11 protein-coding genes are annotated in these 16,726 nt (G+C 61.6%); 4 read left to right on the top strand and 7 right to left on the bottom strand.

Annotation, left to right across the window (positions count from 1 at the left end; translation table 11 throughout):
- Positions 1–254: 254 nt before the first annotated feature.
- From C4900_RS06065 to C4900_RS06040, 6 genes are all read right to left on the bottom strand, one after another.
- Positions 255–1,235, bottom strand: a complete 981-nt coding sequence (locus C4900_RS06065) for a GDP-mannose 4,6-dehydratase (RefSeq protein ID WP_114282632.1) — start codon at positions 1,233–1,235, stop codon at positions 255–257.
- A gap of 4 nt (positions 1,236–1,239) precedes the next feature.
- Positions 1,240–2,370 (bottom strand): GDP-mannose 4,6-dehydratase, encoded by a 1,131-nt coding sequence (gene gmd, locus C4900_RS06060; RefSeq protein WP_110136668.1) that lies wholly within the window; start codon positions 2,368–2,370, stop codon positions 1,240–1,242.
- 264 nt (positions 2,371–2,634) lie between these two features.
- Positions 2,635–3,786 (bottom strand): glycosyltransferase family 4 protein, encoded by a 1,152-nt coding sequence (locus C4900_RS06055; RefSeq protein WP_168185597.1) that lies wholly within the window; start codon positions 3,784–3,786, stop codon positions 2,635–2,637.
- Between the two features lie 103 nt (positions 3,787–3,889).
- Positions 3,890–5,005 (bottom strand): glycosyltransferase family 4 protein, encoded by a 1,116-nt coding sequence (locus C4900_RS06050; protein WP_110136666.1) that lies wholly within the window; start codon positions 5,003–5,005, stop codon positions 3,890–3,892.
- A gap of 797 nt (positions 5,006–5,802) precedes the next feature.
- On the bottom strand, positions 5,803–7,005 hold the full coding sequence (locus C4900_RS06045; RefSeq protein ID WP_211306790.1) for a glycosyltransferase: 1,203 nt from the start codon (positions 7,003–7,005) through the stop codon (positions 5,803–5,805).
- Positions 7,006–7,798: 793 nt separating this feature from the next.
- Positions 7,799–9,451, bottom strand: coding sequence for a hypothetical protein (locus tag C4900_RS06040; RefSeq protein WP_114282628.1), 1,653 nt, complete (start codon positions 9,449–9,451; stop codon positions 7,799–7,801).
- A 509-nt stretch (positions 9,452–9,960) separates the two neighbouring features.
- On the opposite strand from C4900_RS06040, the gene C4900_RS06035 reads away from it, so the two are divergent.
- The 3 genes from C4900_RS06035 (at position 9,961) to C4900_RS06020 (ending at position 13,197) form a co-directional block, all read left to right on the top strand.
- On the top strand, positions 9,961–10,752 hold the full coding sequence (locus C4900_RS06035) for an ABC transporter permease (protein WP_211306789.1): 792 nt from the start codon (positions 9,961–9,963) through the stop codon (positions 10,750–10,752).
- A gap of 2 nt (positions 10,753–10,754) precedes the next feature.
- Positions 10,755–11,534, top strand: a complete 780-nt coding sequence (locus tag C4900_RS06030) for an ABC transporter ATP-binding protein (protein ID WP_114282624.1) — start codon at positions 10,755–10,757, stop codon at positions 11,532–11,534.
- Positions 11,535–12,303: 769 nt separating this feature from the next.
- The gene (locus tag C4900_RS06020; protein ID WP_114282622.1) at positions 12,304–13,197 is read left to right on the top strand and encodes an outer membrane beta-barrel protein; all 894 of its coding nucleotides are present in this window, start codon (positions 12,304–12,306) and stop codon (positions 13,195–13,197) included.
- A 1,306-nt stretch (positions 13,198–14,503) separates the two neighbouring features.
- Here C4900_RS06020 and C4900_RS06010 read toward each other — a convergent pair.
- Positions 14,504–15,112 (bottom strand): helix-turn-helix domain-containing protein, encoded by a 609-nt coding sequence (locus C4900_RS06010; protein ID WP_065971277.1) that lies wholly within the window; start codon positions 15,110–15,112, stop codon positions 14,504–14,506.
- Between the two features lie 368 nt (positions 15,113–15,480).
- On the opposite strand from C4900_RS06010, the gene C4900_RS06005 reads away from it, so the two are divergent.
- Positions 15,481–16,722, top strand: a complete 1,242-nt coding sequence (locus tag C4900_RS06005) for an FAD-dependent oxidoreductase (RefSeq protein WP_114282617.1) — start codon at positions 15,481–15,483, stop codon at positions 16,720–16,722.
- Positions 16,723–16,726 lie beyond the last annotated feature (4 nt).

Below are 16,726 nucleotides of genomic sequence, written 5' to 3'. Positions count from 1 at the left end.
GTCGCTCATCGATAGCACCCCAATCCGAGTAGCCGCCATGCGCCCCGAAATTCCATTAGCAAGGCGACAACTCGAGCCTTTCCTGAATAGTAACCTGCCACTAAAGACCGACACCGACCCACTTTTTTAGCCATCTACCTAGAAAAGTGGGACACCCCAACAAAGAAACGCTACTGGCAAGCCACCAGGGACGCGTTCACGTCTCTGCTTCTTCAGATCACGGCCAAGCCCTACGCGCCCAAAACCCCCCAGGTCTACCGGCTATCACCCCAATCGCGCTCCCTTTCTGCCGTAATGAGCTTGGCAATAACGTCCTTTACACCAGACGTGGCGCGCCAACCGAGCACCCTTGCCGCCTTAGCGGGATTAGCGCATCCCACCGCCACTTCCGTAGGTCGCAGTAAATCGTTATCTATCACCACATGCTCCCGCCATTGCCGATCCACATTTGTAAAAGTGATGCCCACAAACTGCTCCAGAGAGATTGTGTGACCGGTGGCAATCACATAGTCATCAGGGTTCTCTTGTTGGAGCATCCGATACATGGACTCCACATATTCTGGGGCCCAGCCCCAATCCCGCTGGATAGATACGTTACCAAGATGCAGCTTCTCGTCACTGCCCGCCGCAATGCGGCAGGCCGCTGCCACAATCTTTCTGGTGACAAACCGATCCGGCCGGAGTGGCGACTCGTGGTTAAATAAAATTCCGGTACAAGCATAAAGGCCGTAGGCCTCACGATAAGTGGCCACAGACCATGTGGCGGCCGCTTTCGCGACCGCATAAGGACTTTTGGGCCTAAAGGGCGTTGTCTCGTCGGCACACTCGCCTTGCGTATCCCCAAAACACTCACTGGACCCAGCGTGGTAAAACCTTATTGGGCGGTCACTTAACCGCACCGCCTCCAGGAGATTCACGGTTCCCGTCGCAATACCTTCCCAGGTCTCCCGCGGCTCCTGGAACGAGAGCCCCACTGAGCTTTGGCCCGCTAGGTGATAAATTTCATCTGGCTGAACGCGTTCCACCACATCGCGAATGCTTTGGGGGTCCACAAGCACCATAGACTCTATCTGGACCTGATCGGCAATCCCCAAGGTGGCCAGATTGGCGATCCTAGCTGTATGCCCCTTTCGTGACGTACCCCATACCTGATAGCCCTTCCCGAGGAGCAACTGCGCCAAATAGGCCCCGTCCTGTCCCGTCACACCGCAAATCAAGGCCCTCTTTTGAGTCACAGGCCTACTCGTGGTAATTATAAGACGGGTAACCGTGACGGCGAATCAGATCATCACACTGTGCCGCCTTGAGATCGGTTCTGGCCATCTCGCGCACCAACTCCTCGAAAGAGATCTTGGGCACCCACCCCAATTTGGTGCGCGCGAGGCTAGCGTCCCCCAGGAGGGACTCCACCTCGGACGGCCGAAAGTACCGCGGATCCACCGTCACAATGACAGCCCCCACCGTCAAGGGGTTTACCACATCCTTTGGCAGGCGATCGGGGTCAAGGCTTGCGACAATCCCCTTTTCCCCTAAGCCTTCGCCTTCCCACCGTAACCGAATTCCCATCTCAGCTGCTGCCGCCTCGACAAAGGCGCGCACCGTGTATTGGGTTCCAGAGGCGATCACGAAGTCTTCGGGCTTTTCTTGCTGGAGCATCAACCACTGCATCTCGACGTAATCCTTGGCATGCCCCCAGTCGCGCGCCGCCGACAAGTTCCCCAAATACAGGCGTTTCTGTAGACCTAAGACGATGCGGGCCAAGGCACGCGTGATCTTGCGGGTCACAAAGGTCTCACCCCGAACCGGCGACTCGTGATTAAAGAGAATGCCGTTACAGGCATAGAGGCCATAGGCCTCGCGGTAGTTTACTGTGATCCAATAGGCGTACAGCTTAGCCACCGCATAGGGGCTACGCGGGTAGAAAGGCGTCGTCTCCCGCTGTGGGACCTCTTGCACCTTGCCAAAAAGCTCTGAAGTGGACGCCTGGTAATAGCGGGTCTTCTTACCCAGGCCCAGCATCCGAATGGCCTCTAGTATTCGCAAGGCGCCAAGACCATCCGCGTTAGCGGTATACTCAGGCTCCTCGAAACTCACGGCGACATGACTTTGTGCCGCCAAGTTGTAGATCTCGTCGGGCTGGACCGCTTGAATGACGCGCTGCAGACTTGAGGTATCGGTGAGATCGCCGTGGTGCAACAGAAACCGGGTATCCGATTCATGGGGGTCTTTATACAGATGATCCACGCGCGCGGTATTAAAGAGCGAAGACCGGCGCTTCAAGCCATGGACCTCATAACCTTTGTCTAAGAGTAACTCGGCCAGATAAGCCCCATCCTGGCCGGTCACACCGGTAATCAATGCCTTCTTCATCGTACCCCTTTTTTTGTTCTATCCATAAACCGCCCCTGCGATCGCCCATGATTTTTGTCGGTGCCTCTTTAAAGGCGAGCCGACTCCTTTCTGCCCCTGATCTATCCTGCTTGGCGGCCGACCAAAGACATTATTTTTCGTCTCCAAAAACCGCTCCCAAGTCCCCGGATGCTGCCACAGCGGTTCCTCTTTGTCAGCAGAAAACTGGTGAATGAGCGCAATCCACAGATATCCTACCATCAAGGGCATCGTGCACACCCCTTTTCACCTAACGCCAAGCTCCCCCGCTTGCACCAAAACGGTACGCAATTGTCGCCCCGCCTCCTCCCATCGAAAGAGCCGCGCCCGCTGAAAGCCCCGCTCCCGCAGAGTCGCTCGCAACGCGGTATCCTCTACAATCTGGATCATGGCCGCGGCCAATCCCTCTGTATCCCACGGATCAACATAGAGCCCGGCATCCCCACAGGCTTCGGGTATCGCGCTCGTAGTCGCGACCACGGTCACGCAACCGCAGGCCATGGCCTCTAACGGCGGCAGACCAAAGCCCTCGTAGAGCGAGGGATATACAAGGGCCGATGCCCGACGGTAGAGCCCCGGGAGGTCTTGGTCTCGCACATGGCCCAAAAGCTGCACTTCGCCGGCGCGCACCATCTGCTGAAGGGTCCCCGCTAAGTCGTCCATCTTCCAGCCGATTTGGCCCGCGATCACAAGCCGATATTCGGCTCTCATACGCGCTGGCAACTGGGCATACGCCGCCAGTAAGCGCCCCAGATTCTTGCGTGGCTCAAGGGTGGCCAGAAACAGAAAAAACGGCCGACTGTCATTCGGCAAGGATAGGGGGCTCACGCTTTCGTGGGGATCTCCATTTGGCGTAAAGATATCCCGGACCCCTGGCGCAATAATATGAAGCCGGTCCCGGACGTCCGGAAACTCCCGCACGATCTCATCGGCGCTGAACTGAGAGATAGTCAAAACTGCGGCGGCGCGCGCAATACTCTTTCCTAAGTGTTTAAGAAAAAGCCGGAGTCTTTCGGCCGGATGGGTCTCGGGAAAGCGGATATGGGATAGATCATGAACCGTGATCACGGTCGGCACAGCCAGCGGCGGAATCAAAAAACCGGGGGCAAAAACCACGTTGGGCCGATGGTAGCGGGCCAAAGCACGGTAGGCCAAGGCCTTCACGCCGTAGATCAGGGCCTGACCCCCAGGGAGACCCGCACGAATGGCCTCGATCCGACCTCGGGTATCGGCGTTCAGGGGCACAGGAAAGTCCCGCTGCCAACGCCAACCACAGGCGAATATCACATCCGTGTTCAGGTCCTGACTCAGTTCTCTACAGAGCTCATGCGTATAGCGGCCCACACCAGTCAACGGCCGGTACAGGCTGCATGCGTCCACCGCGATCTTAAACGTCACTCCGACTCCGTCCATCCGTCAAAACGGCTTGCCCGCTTACGCGGCAAGCATAGTGTCTATTGCTTATGGGGCGACTGCGTCTCAAGGGGCCAGAAGCCCTCCATCAAGATCGCCTCGCGACCTCTTCTAGCGCCTGAAACGTCAGTTCGGCCGTGCGCCTCCACGAGAAAGTCGCCGCGCGAGCACGGCCCCTGGCGCTCAATGTCTCACGCAAACCTGGGTCCTTAAGCAATCGCTCCAAGCCCGTACGTATCGACTCCTGATCGAGGGGATCGACCAAGTACGCCGCATCGCCTGCCACCTCGGCCGTTGCCCCCACCCCGCTCGTAAGCACCGGCACCCCCACGCTCATAGCCTCAATCACCGGGAGCCCAAAACCTTCATAAAGCGACGGATAGGCCAGAAGCATCGCTCCTTGCAAAAGCTCACGCAATCGAGCCTCCTCAAAATATCCCAAAAACTGCACTCCGTAGGCCTCTTGTGTCTCTCGCGCGCTCAACTCCCCCATCATCCAGCCATCCGGCCCCGCCACATACAAACGAGTCCGTCCGCGGATCGCAGGCGCAAGCGCGCACCAAGCACGCAGCAGGCGCGGCAAATTCTTGCGGGGCTCAAGGGTGCCGATCGCCAAGACGTAGGGCTCCGGACTCCCATCCGCCGCCAATCGGCCTACGACCTCGCCACCAAAGGCTCGTGGACCTAAGAGCGTCACACGAATCTTCTGCGCAATAGCGGGGTATAGGCGCGCAATGTCGGCCTTCGTCGTCTCAGAGATCGCAAGCGCGACGCGCGCCTTCGCGAGCGACCAGCCGATCACGGTACCAAAATACCAGCGCTTCACCCGCTCGTGAACAGCAGGTAGGGTTTGGAAGGTCATATCATGCACGGTCACGACACACGGACAACGCGACAACACGGGCACGACAAATGTCGCGCCCCAATGCACATCGCAGCGAACACGGGCCACCGCGAACGGCAAAACCAGATGCTGCCATAGGCTGCGAACGCCCCGGCCATCGGGCGCAAAATGATACTCAAAGCGGCTATCAAGACTCAGTTCATCGAAATAGTGCTTGGTTTTTGGGCTTACGAAGACATGGAAATGGGCCGTGAGATGCTTATCCTCATTCCATATCCGCAGGATTTCCAAAACGTAGACCGCGGTGCCGGTCTTAACGCGGCCGAGGCCCGTCGCATCTACCGCAACAATAAGTGGCATCAGGCGACTATCTTAACAAGGGAAATTGACGGGCTAGGCTCACCGATCCCGCCGCGAATGACCCTTCTTTTTTGGTAGCGCTGCAATCCCATATTAAACCTCACCCTCTCCCGTTCATTCCCTCTATCTGGCCGACCAGGGGGTCAAGACACAACCCCCCCATAGCCCCATCGCCAGCCCCGCCGCCGGTTAGGGGCCAAGGGTCAGTGATCGCTTTCGGGGTCCCCGCAGTAACCCCTCACCTAAAAGAGTGCCGAATAGGGTCCTAACCAGCGCCCACAGCCCATCGCTCCAGAGACCGCTCATCCAAGTGGAGCACCGGTGGGGCCCGTGGCCCCCCCACCCACCAGGAGAATCTCCGGAGGCTTGCCACCCAATAGGCCTAAATAGGGAGCATCCTAGAACCCAAACCGATTGCGTCTCGCCACCCCATTGCCACCCCCACGCCTGTCACTCGCTTGATCTCTTACGGTTACAGGACGCGAAGCTCAGCTGGATTCAGCTCATCTGGCCATGCGCAATACACATGCTGGGCAAAACGTGACATCACCATAGCAAGCCCAACGCAGACGAGGACGCTCCTCTGCCTCACATCCAGCTAAGGACGCATCCCCCACGCCTTCGATCACGTTATCTCGCCCTCCCAATGGATCCCGTCCTTCGTCAGCGCTTATTCACCCATCAACTCCACCACCGCTGATATCCATTAACCTATCAACTCGTAGTCTGTAACATGGTCCCTCTCTATCATCGTCGGCAGACGCAACAGAGTGAAGACCGGCCCTCATTATTCACGGCTATTGCCGCGCGGCTACCTGAGCACGGTCATCTTCTGGGCGCGCATGCGTCCATGCCTCGGCATCCCTTCCCAGCACCCTTTCGTACACCGCGAGCGTGCCGGCTACCATCGCGTCCAATGAAAACTCGGTCCGGGCACGGTTGCGTCCTCGTTCTCCCAAGCGTTGCCGGAGAGCTGGATTACCGAGCAGCTTATTGATGGCGGCTGCCAAAGCTTGCGGGTCCCGAGGCGGTACAACCAGTCCGGTTTCCCCGTCGCGATTGACATACGTGACTCCGTTATGCAGCTCGCAGCAAACGACAGGTTTGCCACAGGCCATGGCCTCGAGCTGCACAAGTCCAAAGGCCTCGGCCGGGGCCACCGAGGGCATACAGAAGGCATCACAGGCGTGATAGTAGAAAGGGAGCTCTGCATCGGGGATCCGCCCAACGAAACGGACTCGCGCCCCGAGCCCTAAAGATGTACTCATCGCCCTAAGATCCGACGTAAGCGGCCCATCCCCGCCGACCACCAAAATTCCCTGAGGCACATGGATCATCGCCCGAATGAGATACTCGAAACCTTTGTAATACACGTGCCGACCGACAGCAAAGAGCACGGGCACCTTGTCGCCCCCCAAACTCGCCTTGAGATCCGCAATCCTCTGATGTTGCTGCGCGGCCTTATCGAACACTCCATACTCAATGCCAAACGGCACCACATGGTAACGTTCCGGTCTTCGACACACCCCGAGTTGGGATGACGACGAGATATGGGCGGGCGTTGGGACAATGATCGCGTCCGCCCGATTGAGTAGGGCGCCCAGAAAGGGCCTATAGAGTTTCAGGAGCCGCTTTTGGCGCACAATATCGCTGTGCCATGTAATAACGCGCTTTACGGACCCAGGCAAAAATGCCGCCGCGAGATGCGCCATGGGGTCCGGGAGGTGCAAGTGAACGAGATCATAACCGCGCTCCCTATGTAGCGCGCGGGCGAGCCATGGCATTGTCGGACAGAGGGCGGTACCCGCCACTTTCCCGAGCGATGGCGTCTTGTAGACCGTATAGCTACCGGTTGAGATAACGGTACGCGCCCAATGATCGTGTGCCACCAGATTATCTGCTTCACAATGCGACTTAAGGCCCCGCAATAACGCATCCACATGTCGCTCCAGGCCACCAAAGCTATCATTGTAAAAGCGACCAAAATGTAAGATGCGCAAATCCCCTTCTCCTTGCCTGCCACCCCAGCGATCCCGCCAGGGCATCCGCCAAAGGTGCCGTCGAACCGCCCTTACGCACCAGCGAAATCGCGCCCGCCCACCTAGGCTATTCAGCAATTGGCCGGACGGCGGCACTCCCGCTCTGTGCCTACAATCTATATGCCCCTCGCAGACATCGGCGCACGGGTTCTGCTAAACACTGCCTTTCCACAAAAACCCGTCCAGTTCAAGCCCATCCACACAGCCCCGTGACGGCAGCTTGGCCTGCCGCCACTACCAACAGCACGAGGAAACGTGCCTCGGTATGCAAAAGGCTGCGCAAACAAACCACCCTGCGCCCTCTTCCTGCTCTTGGAAATCAGCCCAAATGTGCCGTCATGCCGCACACCCGGCCGGAGCCTTCCGGAGTCACCGCGAAAAAGACGTATCACCCTTGATCAATCGGAAACAATGCGATCATCCAAACCCGCGGCACGGCGACCTCCCCAAATCCGACTCCTGGTCACGGGCATAGGGCGCTCGGCGCGTCTGCCCTGTTCCTCTCAATGTTGCCTATCCCTGGCGCATGCCTTGCCAGCGCACTGGACCATGCTTGGCATTCTATACCGATTAGCGCGGCCATCACGAGCGGTAAAGGGACAGTTTGTCGACCTTAGGCGTCAGGTCGTCTTTTTTTAAGCGACCAAGATCTGACGACATGCATCTCGCTCTCTCGCAGACGTGCCCGGCGAAGGCGCTGCTGTCGCCCATCCCGTTCTAAGCCTTTCATGAGACGCGCGAACGTCGCCTTCGGTTACATTTTTCGGAAGGTGGCCACGCCCTTACCGCCCGGAAGCCAGGCAAACTCGGAGGCGAAGCGGCCCTGATAGTAGGGAAAGCCGGTCTTGGGTTCCCCGAACCGGACCCGCGAGGACAAGATGCCGTTATAGGAAAGCACCGCCTCCACGATCTCGATCGGGACCCCGAAATCCCGGGCGGCGAGATCGACGCCGGCAGGCGAGGTGTTGCCGTTCAGGTAGGCCTTCAAGGCCTCTATGGGGCACAGGAGTTCGGCGGCCAAGGCCCGCTGGTACTTCTGGCGCCAGGTCATGAGGTCGGTGCTGGCAAGCCAGGGGCCGCGCGCCGCCTCCGGCAACAGAAAGTCCGCAAAGAGCCGCGCCCATGCGAAGCGCTGGGTGGGCCGGTCGCCCTCGCGAATCAGGATGCGGTATTCATCGCGGATCCCTGGGATCGCGACCGCCGCCCGGGCGGCGGGCCCAAGGGTCGCATGCGGCTTTGTGTCTTTCGGGACCCCCAAGAGGTCGTATAAGACCTTATCCTCCAGAGGACCCGCCGCCAGCCCGATGGCCGCGCGCACCTCATGGGCCATAAGCGCAGCCTGCGCCCACGAGGCCCCCTGCGGGGCCGTGCGCGTCTTTGGGGCCCTGGGGTCCATGGGTCGCCCCGCGATCCCCGGTGTACCCGACAGCGCCTCGAGTGGCACGAAGGCAAGCCCTGCGGCCTTGCCATAGACTGGCAGCAACTCCGAGACCGCCGGACCCATGACATCCTGAAGGGCCAGGGCCTTGTCCATGAGGCCATTGGGACACTGGCCGATGGGGAATCCGAGCTCCGCCTCGCAGCGGCGCCATTGCGCGCGCCTAGGATCCGCCCTATCCCCGCGCAGATCATCCCACAGCGTTCTCAAGGTGCTGTCGCCATAGAGGCGCGTACGCACCTTGAGCCGCCACACGGTCGCCGCCATAAAATCATCCACCCCCTGCGTAAAGTCCGTAAGCGGCACCGACACCGGACCCTCGGTCCCGGTAAGATAGCGCACCGCCTTGCGGTTCTTGCTGCGCGAGCGCGCCGCCACCGCCCAGATCTGCATCGCCTCGCCGTCGGAGGCGAACAGCACCCGCGGCCACACGAAGCCAAACCCTGCCGACTCCATCTCATGGGCCTTGCGCCATTCGAGGGTCACATGGGCCCCCGGCGCCAGAAGCGGCTCCCAGTGGAGTCGCCACCACGAGGAGGCAAGCCACAGGGCAAGCGGATAGGCCGATACCAGCACCGACTCGTGGATCGCATCCGACCAGACCGTCTGGTTACGGGTGAGATTCTCAGTCCCGACATGGACACCGAGCCGCGTGGCGGTGTGCGCGATCTCGAGCCCCTGGGCATGCGCCATCGGCACCCAGGCAAGCTCAAAGCGCAGGGCCGAAAGCCTGCGGACCGGTCCCTCGTCACCGGACCCGACGCGTCGCCTACGGTTACGCGCGCCCAACCTCGGCCATCGGCGCGCCACATCCCACAGGATCCCCTCCACCAGAAACCGCCCCTCGGCGACCCAGGCGCTCTGATGCCATTGCTTGCCTACGAACTGCCCCAGCCGACGGACGAGCCGCCCCAGCGGCCGGGCCCATGAAAGCCGCAATCGCCACGCCGGTCGCGATCCCCGTCCCATCCCTTAGCCCTCCCCGCCCGCATGAGGCCCATGCCCCATCATGCGATGGTCCCTGAGCGCGTACGCCTCTCTCGCCGGCCGGCGGGCCTGCCCGGAATGCAAAACGGTTTGGGTGGACGACCCAAGCACCCCGGTGCCAATACGCGGATACACCGCCTGCGGCCAATCTGCGAATATAGCGCGCTGGCGAAGATCCCGGACCCCGGTGATTGCCGGGCCACCCCGCGCTTGGGTGCCCAAAGGCCGGGGACTATCGGAACGGGCCGGAAGGACCGAAGCCCGGCCATCGGGCCGAGAACCGGCCCCGTCGCGACCGTTTCATGCGCTACCCTGTTTCGTGATAAGGTACGGGGTGCATTGCAGGGATTTTTGATTGTTCCGGGGCGCCCGGCATGAGTACACAGGGCTTCGGGGCACGGCGGGCGTGTCGGGAAACAGGCACGAGGGACGGGCGCCTGCCGGGAAATATCGATGCGTGCTGTCTATATTTGGGTGTCAAGGGGCCTCTGGTGTTGAATCAACTCGCTGCCCATGCTCGCCGGTTGTGGGTATACCGCGACATGGTCTACAACCTCATCCGTAAGGACTTCCGGGTGCGTTACCAGGGCGCGGCCTTGGGGTTTGCCTGGTCGCTCGGCAATCCGCTTGCCCTGATTATCCTCTATGATGTGATTTTTACGCATGTGTTCCGGTCCAACATCAAGGATTACGTGCTCTACATTTTTATCGGGGTGGTGAGCTATAACCTCTTTAGCCAGGCGGTCCTGCAGGGCTGCGAGAGCCTAACAGGGGCGTCAAGTTTCCTGCAGAAGATCTATTTCCCGCGGATTTTGGTGCCCACCGCCAATGTCCTCTTTAGCCTAGTGTTGTCGATTGCGGCGTTCCTGGTCCTGTTCGCAGTGTTCCCCCTGATCGGGGGTGTGTATCACTGGGACATGCTGCTCTATCCCTTCGCGCTGGCCCTGTTCATTATCTTTAGCTGGGGTATCGCGCTCGTGTTCTCGGTGCTGCACGTGGAATTCCGCGACCTGAAGCATCTGATCGAGATTCTGCTGATGTTCCTCTTCTGGGTCACCCCCATCACCTTCGATGTCAGCATGATCCACTCCCACATCTTCCGGGACATCATTGCCTTGAACCCACTGACCTATTTCTTCACGGCCTTTCATGACCTGCTCTACAGTGGCCGCATTCCCTCGCCCTCGACATGGGGCCTGATGGCGGTGTTCGCGACCATGACCGCCACCGTGGGCATGTCGCTGTTTCGGGCGAAGGCCGCCCAGCTGATCGAGCTTCTCTAGGCATGAGCGCACCGGCCCTCTCCGTAAGCCACGTCTCCAAGGAGTTCACGCTCTATCACAACCGCGCCATGGCGTTGAAGACCCGCTTTCTCGGGCTCTTCCACGCCGACAAGCGCCAGCAGCGAGAACGGTTTCAAGCCCTGACGGACGTGAGCTTCGATGTCGGACAAGGTCAGAGCCTGGGGCTTTTGGGTCATAACGGCTCGGGGAAGAGCACGCTCCTGCAGGTGATCGCGAATATCCTGACGCCCACATCGGGGCATGTCATCGCCCGTGGGCGGGTGGCGCCGCTCATTCAGCTCGGTGTGGGATTCAACCCCGAACTGACGGGGTACGAGAACGTCTTTCTGAATGCGAGCCTCTACGGCTTTCGGAACCGCGAGGTCCGCAAGCGCCTCGAGGCCATCGTCGAGTTCGCCGAACTCTCGCGGTTTATCGACTCCCCGCTCAAGCATTACTCCTCGGGGATGCAGATGCGGCTGGGCTTTGCGGTCGCGGTGCACCTGGAGCCCGACATCGTGCTGGCCGACGAGATACTGTCCGTCGGCGACCAGGCCTTTCAGGAAAAGTGCCTCGCCAAAATTGCCGAGCTGCGCCGCAACGGCATGACCTTGTTGCTCGTCTCCCATAGCCCCGACCAAGTGAACAAGTTCTGCGACTACTATATCCGCCTGGACAAGGGCCGGGTGATCGAGGAGGGGCGCATAACGCACAAGGACGCAAGGCCTGCGGCTACCCCGAACGTGCGCCTGGTTCATCCCCCCGAGACGCGAGGAAAATAGGCGCCGCGCGGGCAGGGCTGCCGTTTTGTATCCTCTCCCACCCCAATGTCACCCGGCGGCCTGACCGGCACGGGTCGTAATCACCCCGCCCGCTGCGATCCTCACCCCGCCTCTTAGCCATCGTCGGCGTATTGCAAGGTCCGTGCGTACCCCCTGTGTCAGCATAGTTGTCGTATGGTTTTTCCTAGAAGTCCATCCTCAGGGGGGCACGAGAGCGCAAGCCCCCGTTTCCGGCCCGCAGACCGGTCGGGCATACGACTGAGCAGGCTCGGCTCGCGACCGCACCGCCAGGGCATACCGATACCCGTACACCATATTCGAATAGTCGGTAAATAGACGCCACCCCAATGGCCCGCAGCCGGCGGCTACCTGGGATGGTGCCAGCCCCAGACCTGCGCGCCTGCGCCCCCAAGGCCCGGCATTCACGAACACCTGTTCTTGGGCCCATTCCTGCCGTGGCAAAGCCCCTTGTCTTAGACCGTACCCGGGTTCTTCCCATGGCGAGATCGCCGCGCGCCGGACCCCTCCATAATACGGGACGACAAAACGGTATCTTTGCGTCTATCGTTGTCCCCCATGATCGGTTCAAGGCATCCATCACCGCTTCGGCACCCGGATCCCACGGGCGGACGGCTATGGATATTCGTGGCCCAAGATAGCACCAGACAAAGGAGATGCGGGAACAGGGGCGGCTTACGCCGCCGCGCTATCCCTCCCGGCCTGACGGGCGATACGGCCCCAATGATGCCGGGATTTTCCGCGCAAACGGATGACCTCTTCGAAACCTGTCTACACGCTCATCGTCAGTGCGCTGTTGCTCACCGTCTCTTCCCAGGCGCCGGCCGCGCGCATCCCCCGGGCCATCCGTCGTGCCCAAAACGGGGTGTCCGTCGGGATCGGCTACGGTATGGGACGTTATCAAGAGACCCTGAATGCCGTACCGGTGGATTCCGAAAGCGACGGGCTGACCGTTTATACCGTGGGGCTTGGGTATATCGGGCATCGCTGCGCCAGCCTCTATGGGGGGCTGCGATTTACGGGCGCGTTCGGGACCGCCCATTATCAGGCCAATAGCGCGCTGGGTCTTGCCGGGCAGGGATCGAGCACGGCCCGCATGACCGCCCTCGACGCGCGCCTGGGCCTTGCCATCGATGACCTGTGGCGGCAAGACCGCGACACCATACTGATTCCCTATATCGGGGCGGGTTTTCATCGCGAGGTGCGTGGGGCGGACCCGGGCACGGGCAACCCCGGGGGCGAGACCACCACCGGCGGCCACCTCGGGATCGGATTGGGTGTGGACTACGCCATCGACCGGCGCCTGGTAGTCACGCTCCATGCCCTCACCGGCTACACCGTGGGCGCGCAGATCACTATCACCGCGCCCATCGCCCTCGATGTCGCCACAGAGACCCTGGAGAGCGCGCGCCTCAGCGAGTCCTTGGGCGATCGCCCCTACAACGTCCTGGGCCTTGCGATCCACTACCGGGTCGACGACCACCTCGAGATCGCATTTACGATCCGCCGCGCCACGTGGTCGGCAGCCGGGTCCGCCCCGATACCGATTGCGGGCGCACCTGGCCAGACGCCAGGTGTCACGCGCATCCCGGACAGCCAGAGCGCCGAGACCCTGATGCTGCTTCAAGCGGCCATACCCTTTTGAAGGCTGGCACCACTGCATCCCAACCTACGCCCCGCAGCTGCGGGACGCCACCCGAGGAGCCCCCATGAACCCCACTCTGACCCCGTCCCCCGGGCATGTCCCGACCGACCCCTCGCAGCGCAACCCCGACCCTCGCGCGCGGGTGACGCCGGACATCGCACCGCCCGCACCCGAAAACGGCCCCTCGACCCCAAGCCGCCGTGACCCTGTTAGAAGCCCGCGATTCGCGCGCCGGCAGGCCGCCACCCACCTCCCGCACTGGAAGATCCGGACGTGGCCCCGTCACCGCCTGGGTACATACCGGCCCGATGGGCGCCGCCATCGCGACTGGATGCGTCTGCGGCGCGTCAAGGATCCTGCATCCCGGCGTATCCCTCAAGGACGTCACGACGATGAGGGGCTACATCAGGAACCGCACGAGGACGGCACAGCGCCTGAAACAGGCGAGGGAGAAGACGGCAGGCCCGAGCCTTGTCGCATCCCATGACGCGCGGAAATAGAACAGGAGACCTGCTGGCGGCATGCCGCCATCGCCCCTCATGCCTCGCTGCGATCCGCAGAAGGGCCGTCGATCGCCATCCTGCTCATTCGAAACGGGCCTAGCGCTCAACGCCCGCACTCAGGAACTGGTCGAGGGGAAAGCGCGCTCACGGCCGCAGCGATCCCGCTTCTGGCTTAGGACATAAAGCCCATGAGTCGCGCCACGGCCGCGTAGTGTGGCGCGCATTCATCGTGAGACCCAGGAGATCGCGCTTCCCGGGAATAGGGCTGAATCGGCAACACGCGTGTGTAAGGATCGTGCGGCGTGCAGCACGCACAGGGGCTCAGTGGGATACCAGCGCCACCATAAAGGCCTTCGTGGCTTATGATCATTCCACACAAGCGGGATGGTTACGAGCGGGTGTGCGCAAGGTAACGGCCGCATTCCTTGTCGTGCCTGCGTTCTTTTCAGGCGATATCCGTTTATCGGTAGACGATGCTGCCCCATTTCAGAGATCCGTCGCGGCTTGAGCGCTTTGCCAGACACATGGAGAGGACGGGGCTGTGAGGGTCTATGTGTGCGTCATGGGGCGCGGGTGGCCGAGGCGCGCGGTACGGGAGTGCGCACGCCATGCGGCCGGAATCGTCGATCACCCCCCTGCATCGGGGGGCCGATCGCCCCCGGGCACGCCCGGCAACGAGGGCCTTTGGCATCGCTAAGGGCAAGGGCCTGGGGGCGGCCGCCGGTGCCTGCGGAGATGTCCGGCCTCATGGGGTCCGCCTTGTACAGGGCGCCCTGCGGTCAGTGGCGATCACAAGGGCCCGGTCAGCGCTCGGTCGGATAGATGATGATCGAAAGAAAGCGGATGGGACACTGGATGAGGCGCTCCGGCCCGTGCGGCACATGGCCGGCGAAGGTGAGGGCATCGCCCGGCAAGAGATGATAGCGCCCTTGTCCGTGGCGATACTCGATCTCGCCTTCCAGCATATAGATGAACTCGGTCCCAGGGTGCTCGAAGGTCGGGAAGATCTCGGATTCATGATCGATGGTGATCAGAAACGGCTCGAAGACCTTGGTCGGCCCCTGGTCATAGGCGAGCAGGTGGTAGGTATGTCCACGCTTCGTGCCGCGCCGCACCACCTCCATACCCTCGCCACGACGGATCAGCTGGGCACCCCCCTCCTTTACATCGTAACTGCGAAACAGCGCCGATAGGGATACACCCAGGGCGCGCGCCAGTCGCGCCAAGGTCTCGAGGCTGGTCGCAGTCTGCGCATTCTCGATCTTCGACAACATGCCGCGGCTGATGCCGGCGAGATCCGCGACGTCGGCGATCGTAAGATCCTGTCTTTGCCGCAAACTCCGGATGGCGTTGCCCAGATAACGCCAGAGCGCCCCCTCCTCTCCTTCCTTGCCAACCTCGCTACTCGCCATACCCTCCCTCGATGGGGTGCCCCCCGGTACGAAGTTTCCCACAGAGAAAACTTGTTGACTACTCGCGCTCGACGGTGAACAATAGGAACTAATAGTTCCTAGGACGAATCTCCGAGCCAGAGGTCTGTTGATGATCATGACCACACCGTCCGCATCATCCCCTTTGTCCCGGGCCACCGGTATCAGGAGGGGAGGCCGTTGCCCCGGACCCCTCGCGGGCGCCGCAACCCTACACGCCCGCGACCGGGGGGCGCGTAGGGTCATGGCGATACACCGCCCCACACCGCGCAGGCCCTTGGCCGCCGCCTTTACCATCTCGCCGATCGCAGGCTGCGGGCCTGCGATCGGCCGGCCTTGAGGGCTTAGCCATGCCCTGGCGTCTGGCGCGTTTCGCCCTCTCCAAGGCCTACCCGGAGCCGCGCATGTTCACGCGCCACGAGGCCCTCCGCAAGACCTATGACGCGGTCATCGTGGGGGGTGGGGGCCATGGGCTCGCCGCCGCCTACTACCTCGCTCACGACCACGGCATGAGGAATATCTGTGTCCTGGAGAAGGGCTATATCGGCGGCGGTAACACCGCGCGTAATACCACCATCATCCGCTCCAACTACATCACTGTCGAAGGCGTGCGTTTCTATGACGCCGCCATCCGCCTATGGCGCGACCTCTCGCAGGAACTCAGGCTCAATCTCTTCTACGCCACGCGCGGTCACTTCACCCTCGCCCATAGCGATGCGGCACTGCGCACCATGCGCCAACGCGCCGAGATCAACAAGCACTGCCAGGTCGACTCCGAGGTCGTGGGTCCCGATGAGATCCAAAGGGCGATCCCCGGCATCGACCTCTCCTGCGACGGTCACGCACCCATCGTGGGCGCCCTCTATCACGCACCCGGTGCTATCGCCCGTCATGATGCCGTGGCCTGGGGCTATGGCCGCGCCGCCGATAGGCTCGGCGTCGAGATCCACCAGCAAACGGAGGTCTTGGGCATCGAGACCGCCCATGGCGAGGTGACCGGGGTGCGTACCTCGCGCGGATCGATCGCCACGGGCAAGGTGCTGTGCGCGGTCGCCGGCTCCACCCCGCGGGTCTTGAATATGGTCGGCATCGCAAGCCCCATCGTCGTCCACCCGCTGCAGGCGATGGTGACAGAACCCATGAAACCCTGGCTCGACCCGATCGTGGTCTCAAGCGGCCTGCATGTCTATGTCAGCCAATCGGCGCGTGGCGAACTGGTGCTAGGGGCGGCGCTCGACCCCTACGAGCTGCATCAGACACGCTCGACCCTGGAGTTCGCCGAGGGGCTTGCCTCGCGCATGCTCGATCTCTTTCCCTTTCTGTCGGAGGTTGGTGTCGTGCGCCAATGGGCGGGCATGGCCGACATGACGCCGGACTTCGCGCCCATCATGGGCAAGACCCCGATCCGCGGCTTCTATCTGGATGGCGGCTGGGGCACCTGGGGATTCAAGGCGACCCCCATCTGCGGCAAGACCATGGCCCACACCCTGGCCCACGACCACCCTCACCCGCTCATCACCGGGTTCGGGCTCGATCGGTTTCGGGATTACGCCCTGACCGGCGAGCGCGGCGCGGCCGCGATCGGACACTGAGGTC

This window comes from Acidiferrobacter thiooxydans, assembly GCF_003333315.1.
GTDB classification, from domain to species: domain Bacteria; phylum Pseudomonadota; class Gammaproteobacteria; order Acidiferrobacterales; family Acidiferrobacteraceae; genus Acidiferrobacter; species Acidiferrobacter thiooxydans.
Note: the sequence above shows the minus strand (reverse complement) of the source record. Positions and strands in the feature narration are given on the sequence as shown.

What these genes read in the sequence shown, in the direction of transcription:
- gmd (WP_110136668.1), bottom strand. Translation starts at nt 2,370, where the DNA reads ATGAAGAAGGCATTGATTACCGGTGTGACCGGCCAGGATGGGGCTTAT.
- C4900_RS06050 (WP_110136666.1), bottom strand. Translation starts at nt 5,005, where the DNA reads ATGCCACTTATTGTTGCGGTAGATGCGACGGGCCTCGGCCGCGTTAAG.
- C4900_RS06040 (WP_114282628.1), bottom strand. Translation starts at nt 9,451, where the DNA reads ATGGGACGGGGATCGCGACCGGCGTGGCGATTGCGGCTTTCATGGGCC.
- C4900_RS06030 (WP_114282624.1), top strand. Translation starts at nt 10,755, where the DNA reads ATGAGCGCACCGGCCCTCTCCGTAAGCCACGTCTCCAAGGAGTTCACG.
- C4900_RS06020 (WP_114282622.1), top strand. Translation starts at nt 12,304, where the DNA reads ATGACCTCTTCGAAACCTGTCTACACGCTCATCGTCAGTGCGCTGTTG.
- C4900_RS06010 (WP_065971277.1), bottom strand. Translation starts at nt 15,112, where the DNA reads ATGGCGAGTAGCGAGGTTGGCAAGGAAGGAGAGGAGGGGGCGCTCTGG.
- C4900_RS06005 (WP_114282617.1), top strand. Translation starts at nt 15,481, where the DNA reads ATGCCCTGGCGTCTGGCGCGTTTCGCCCTCTCCAAGGCCTACCCGGAG.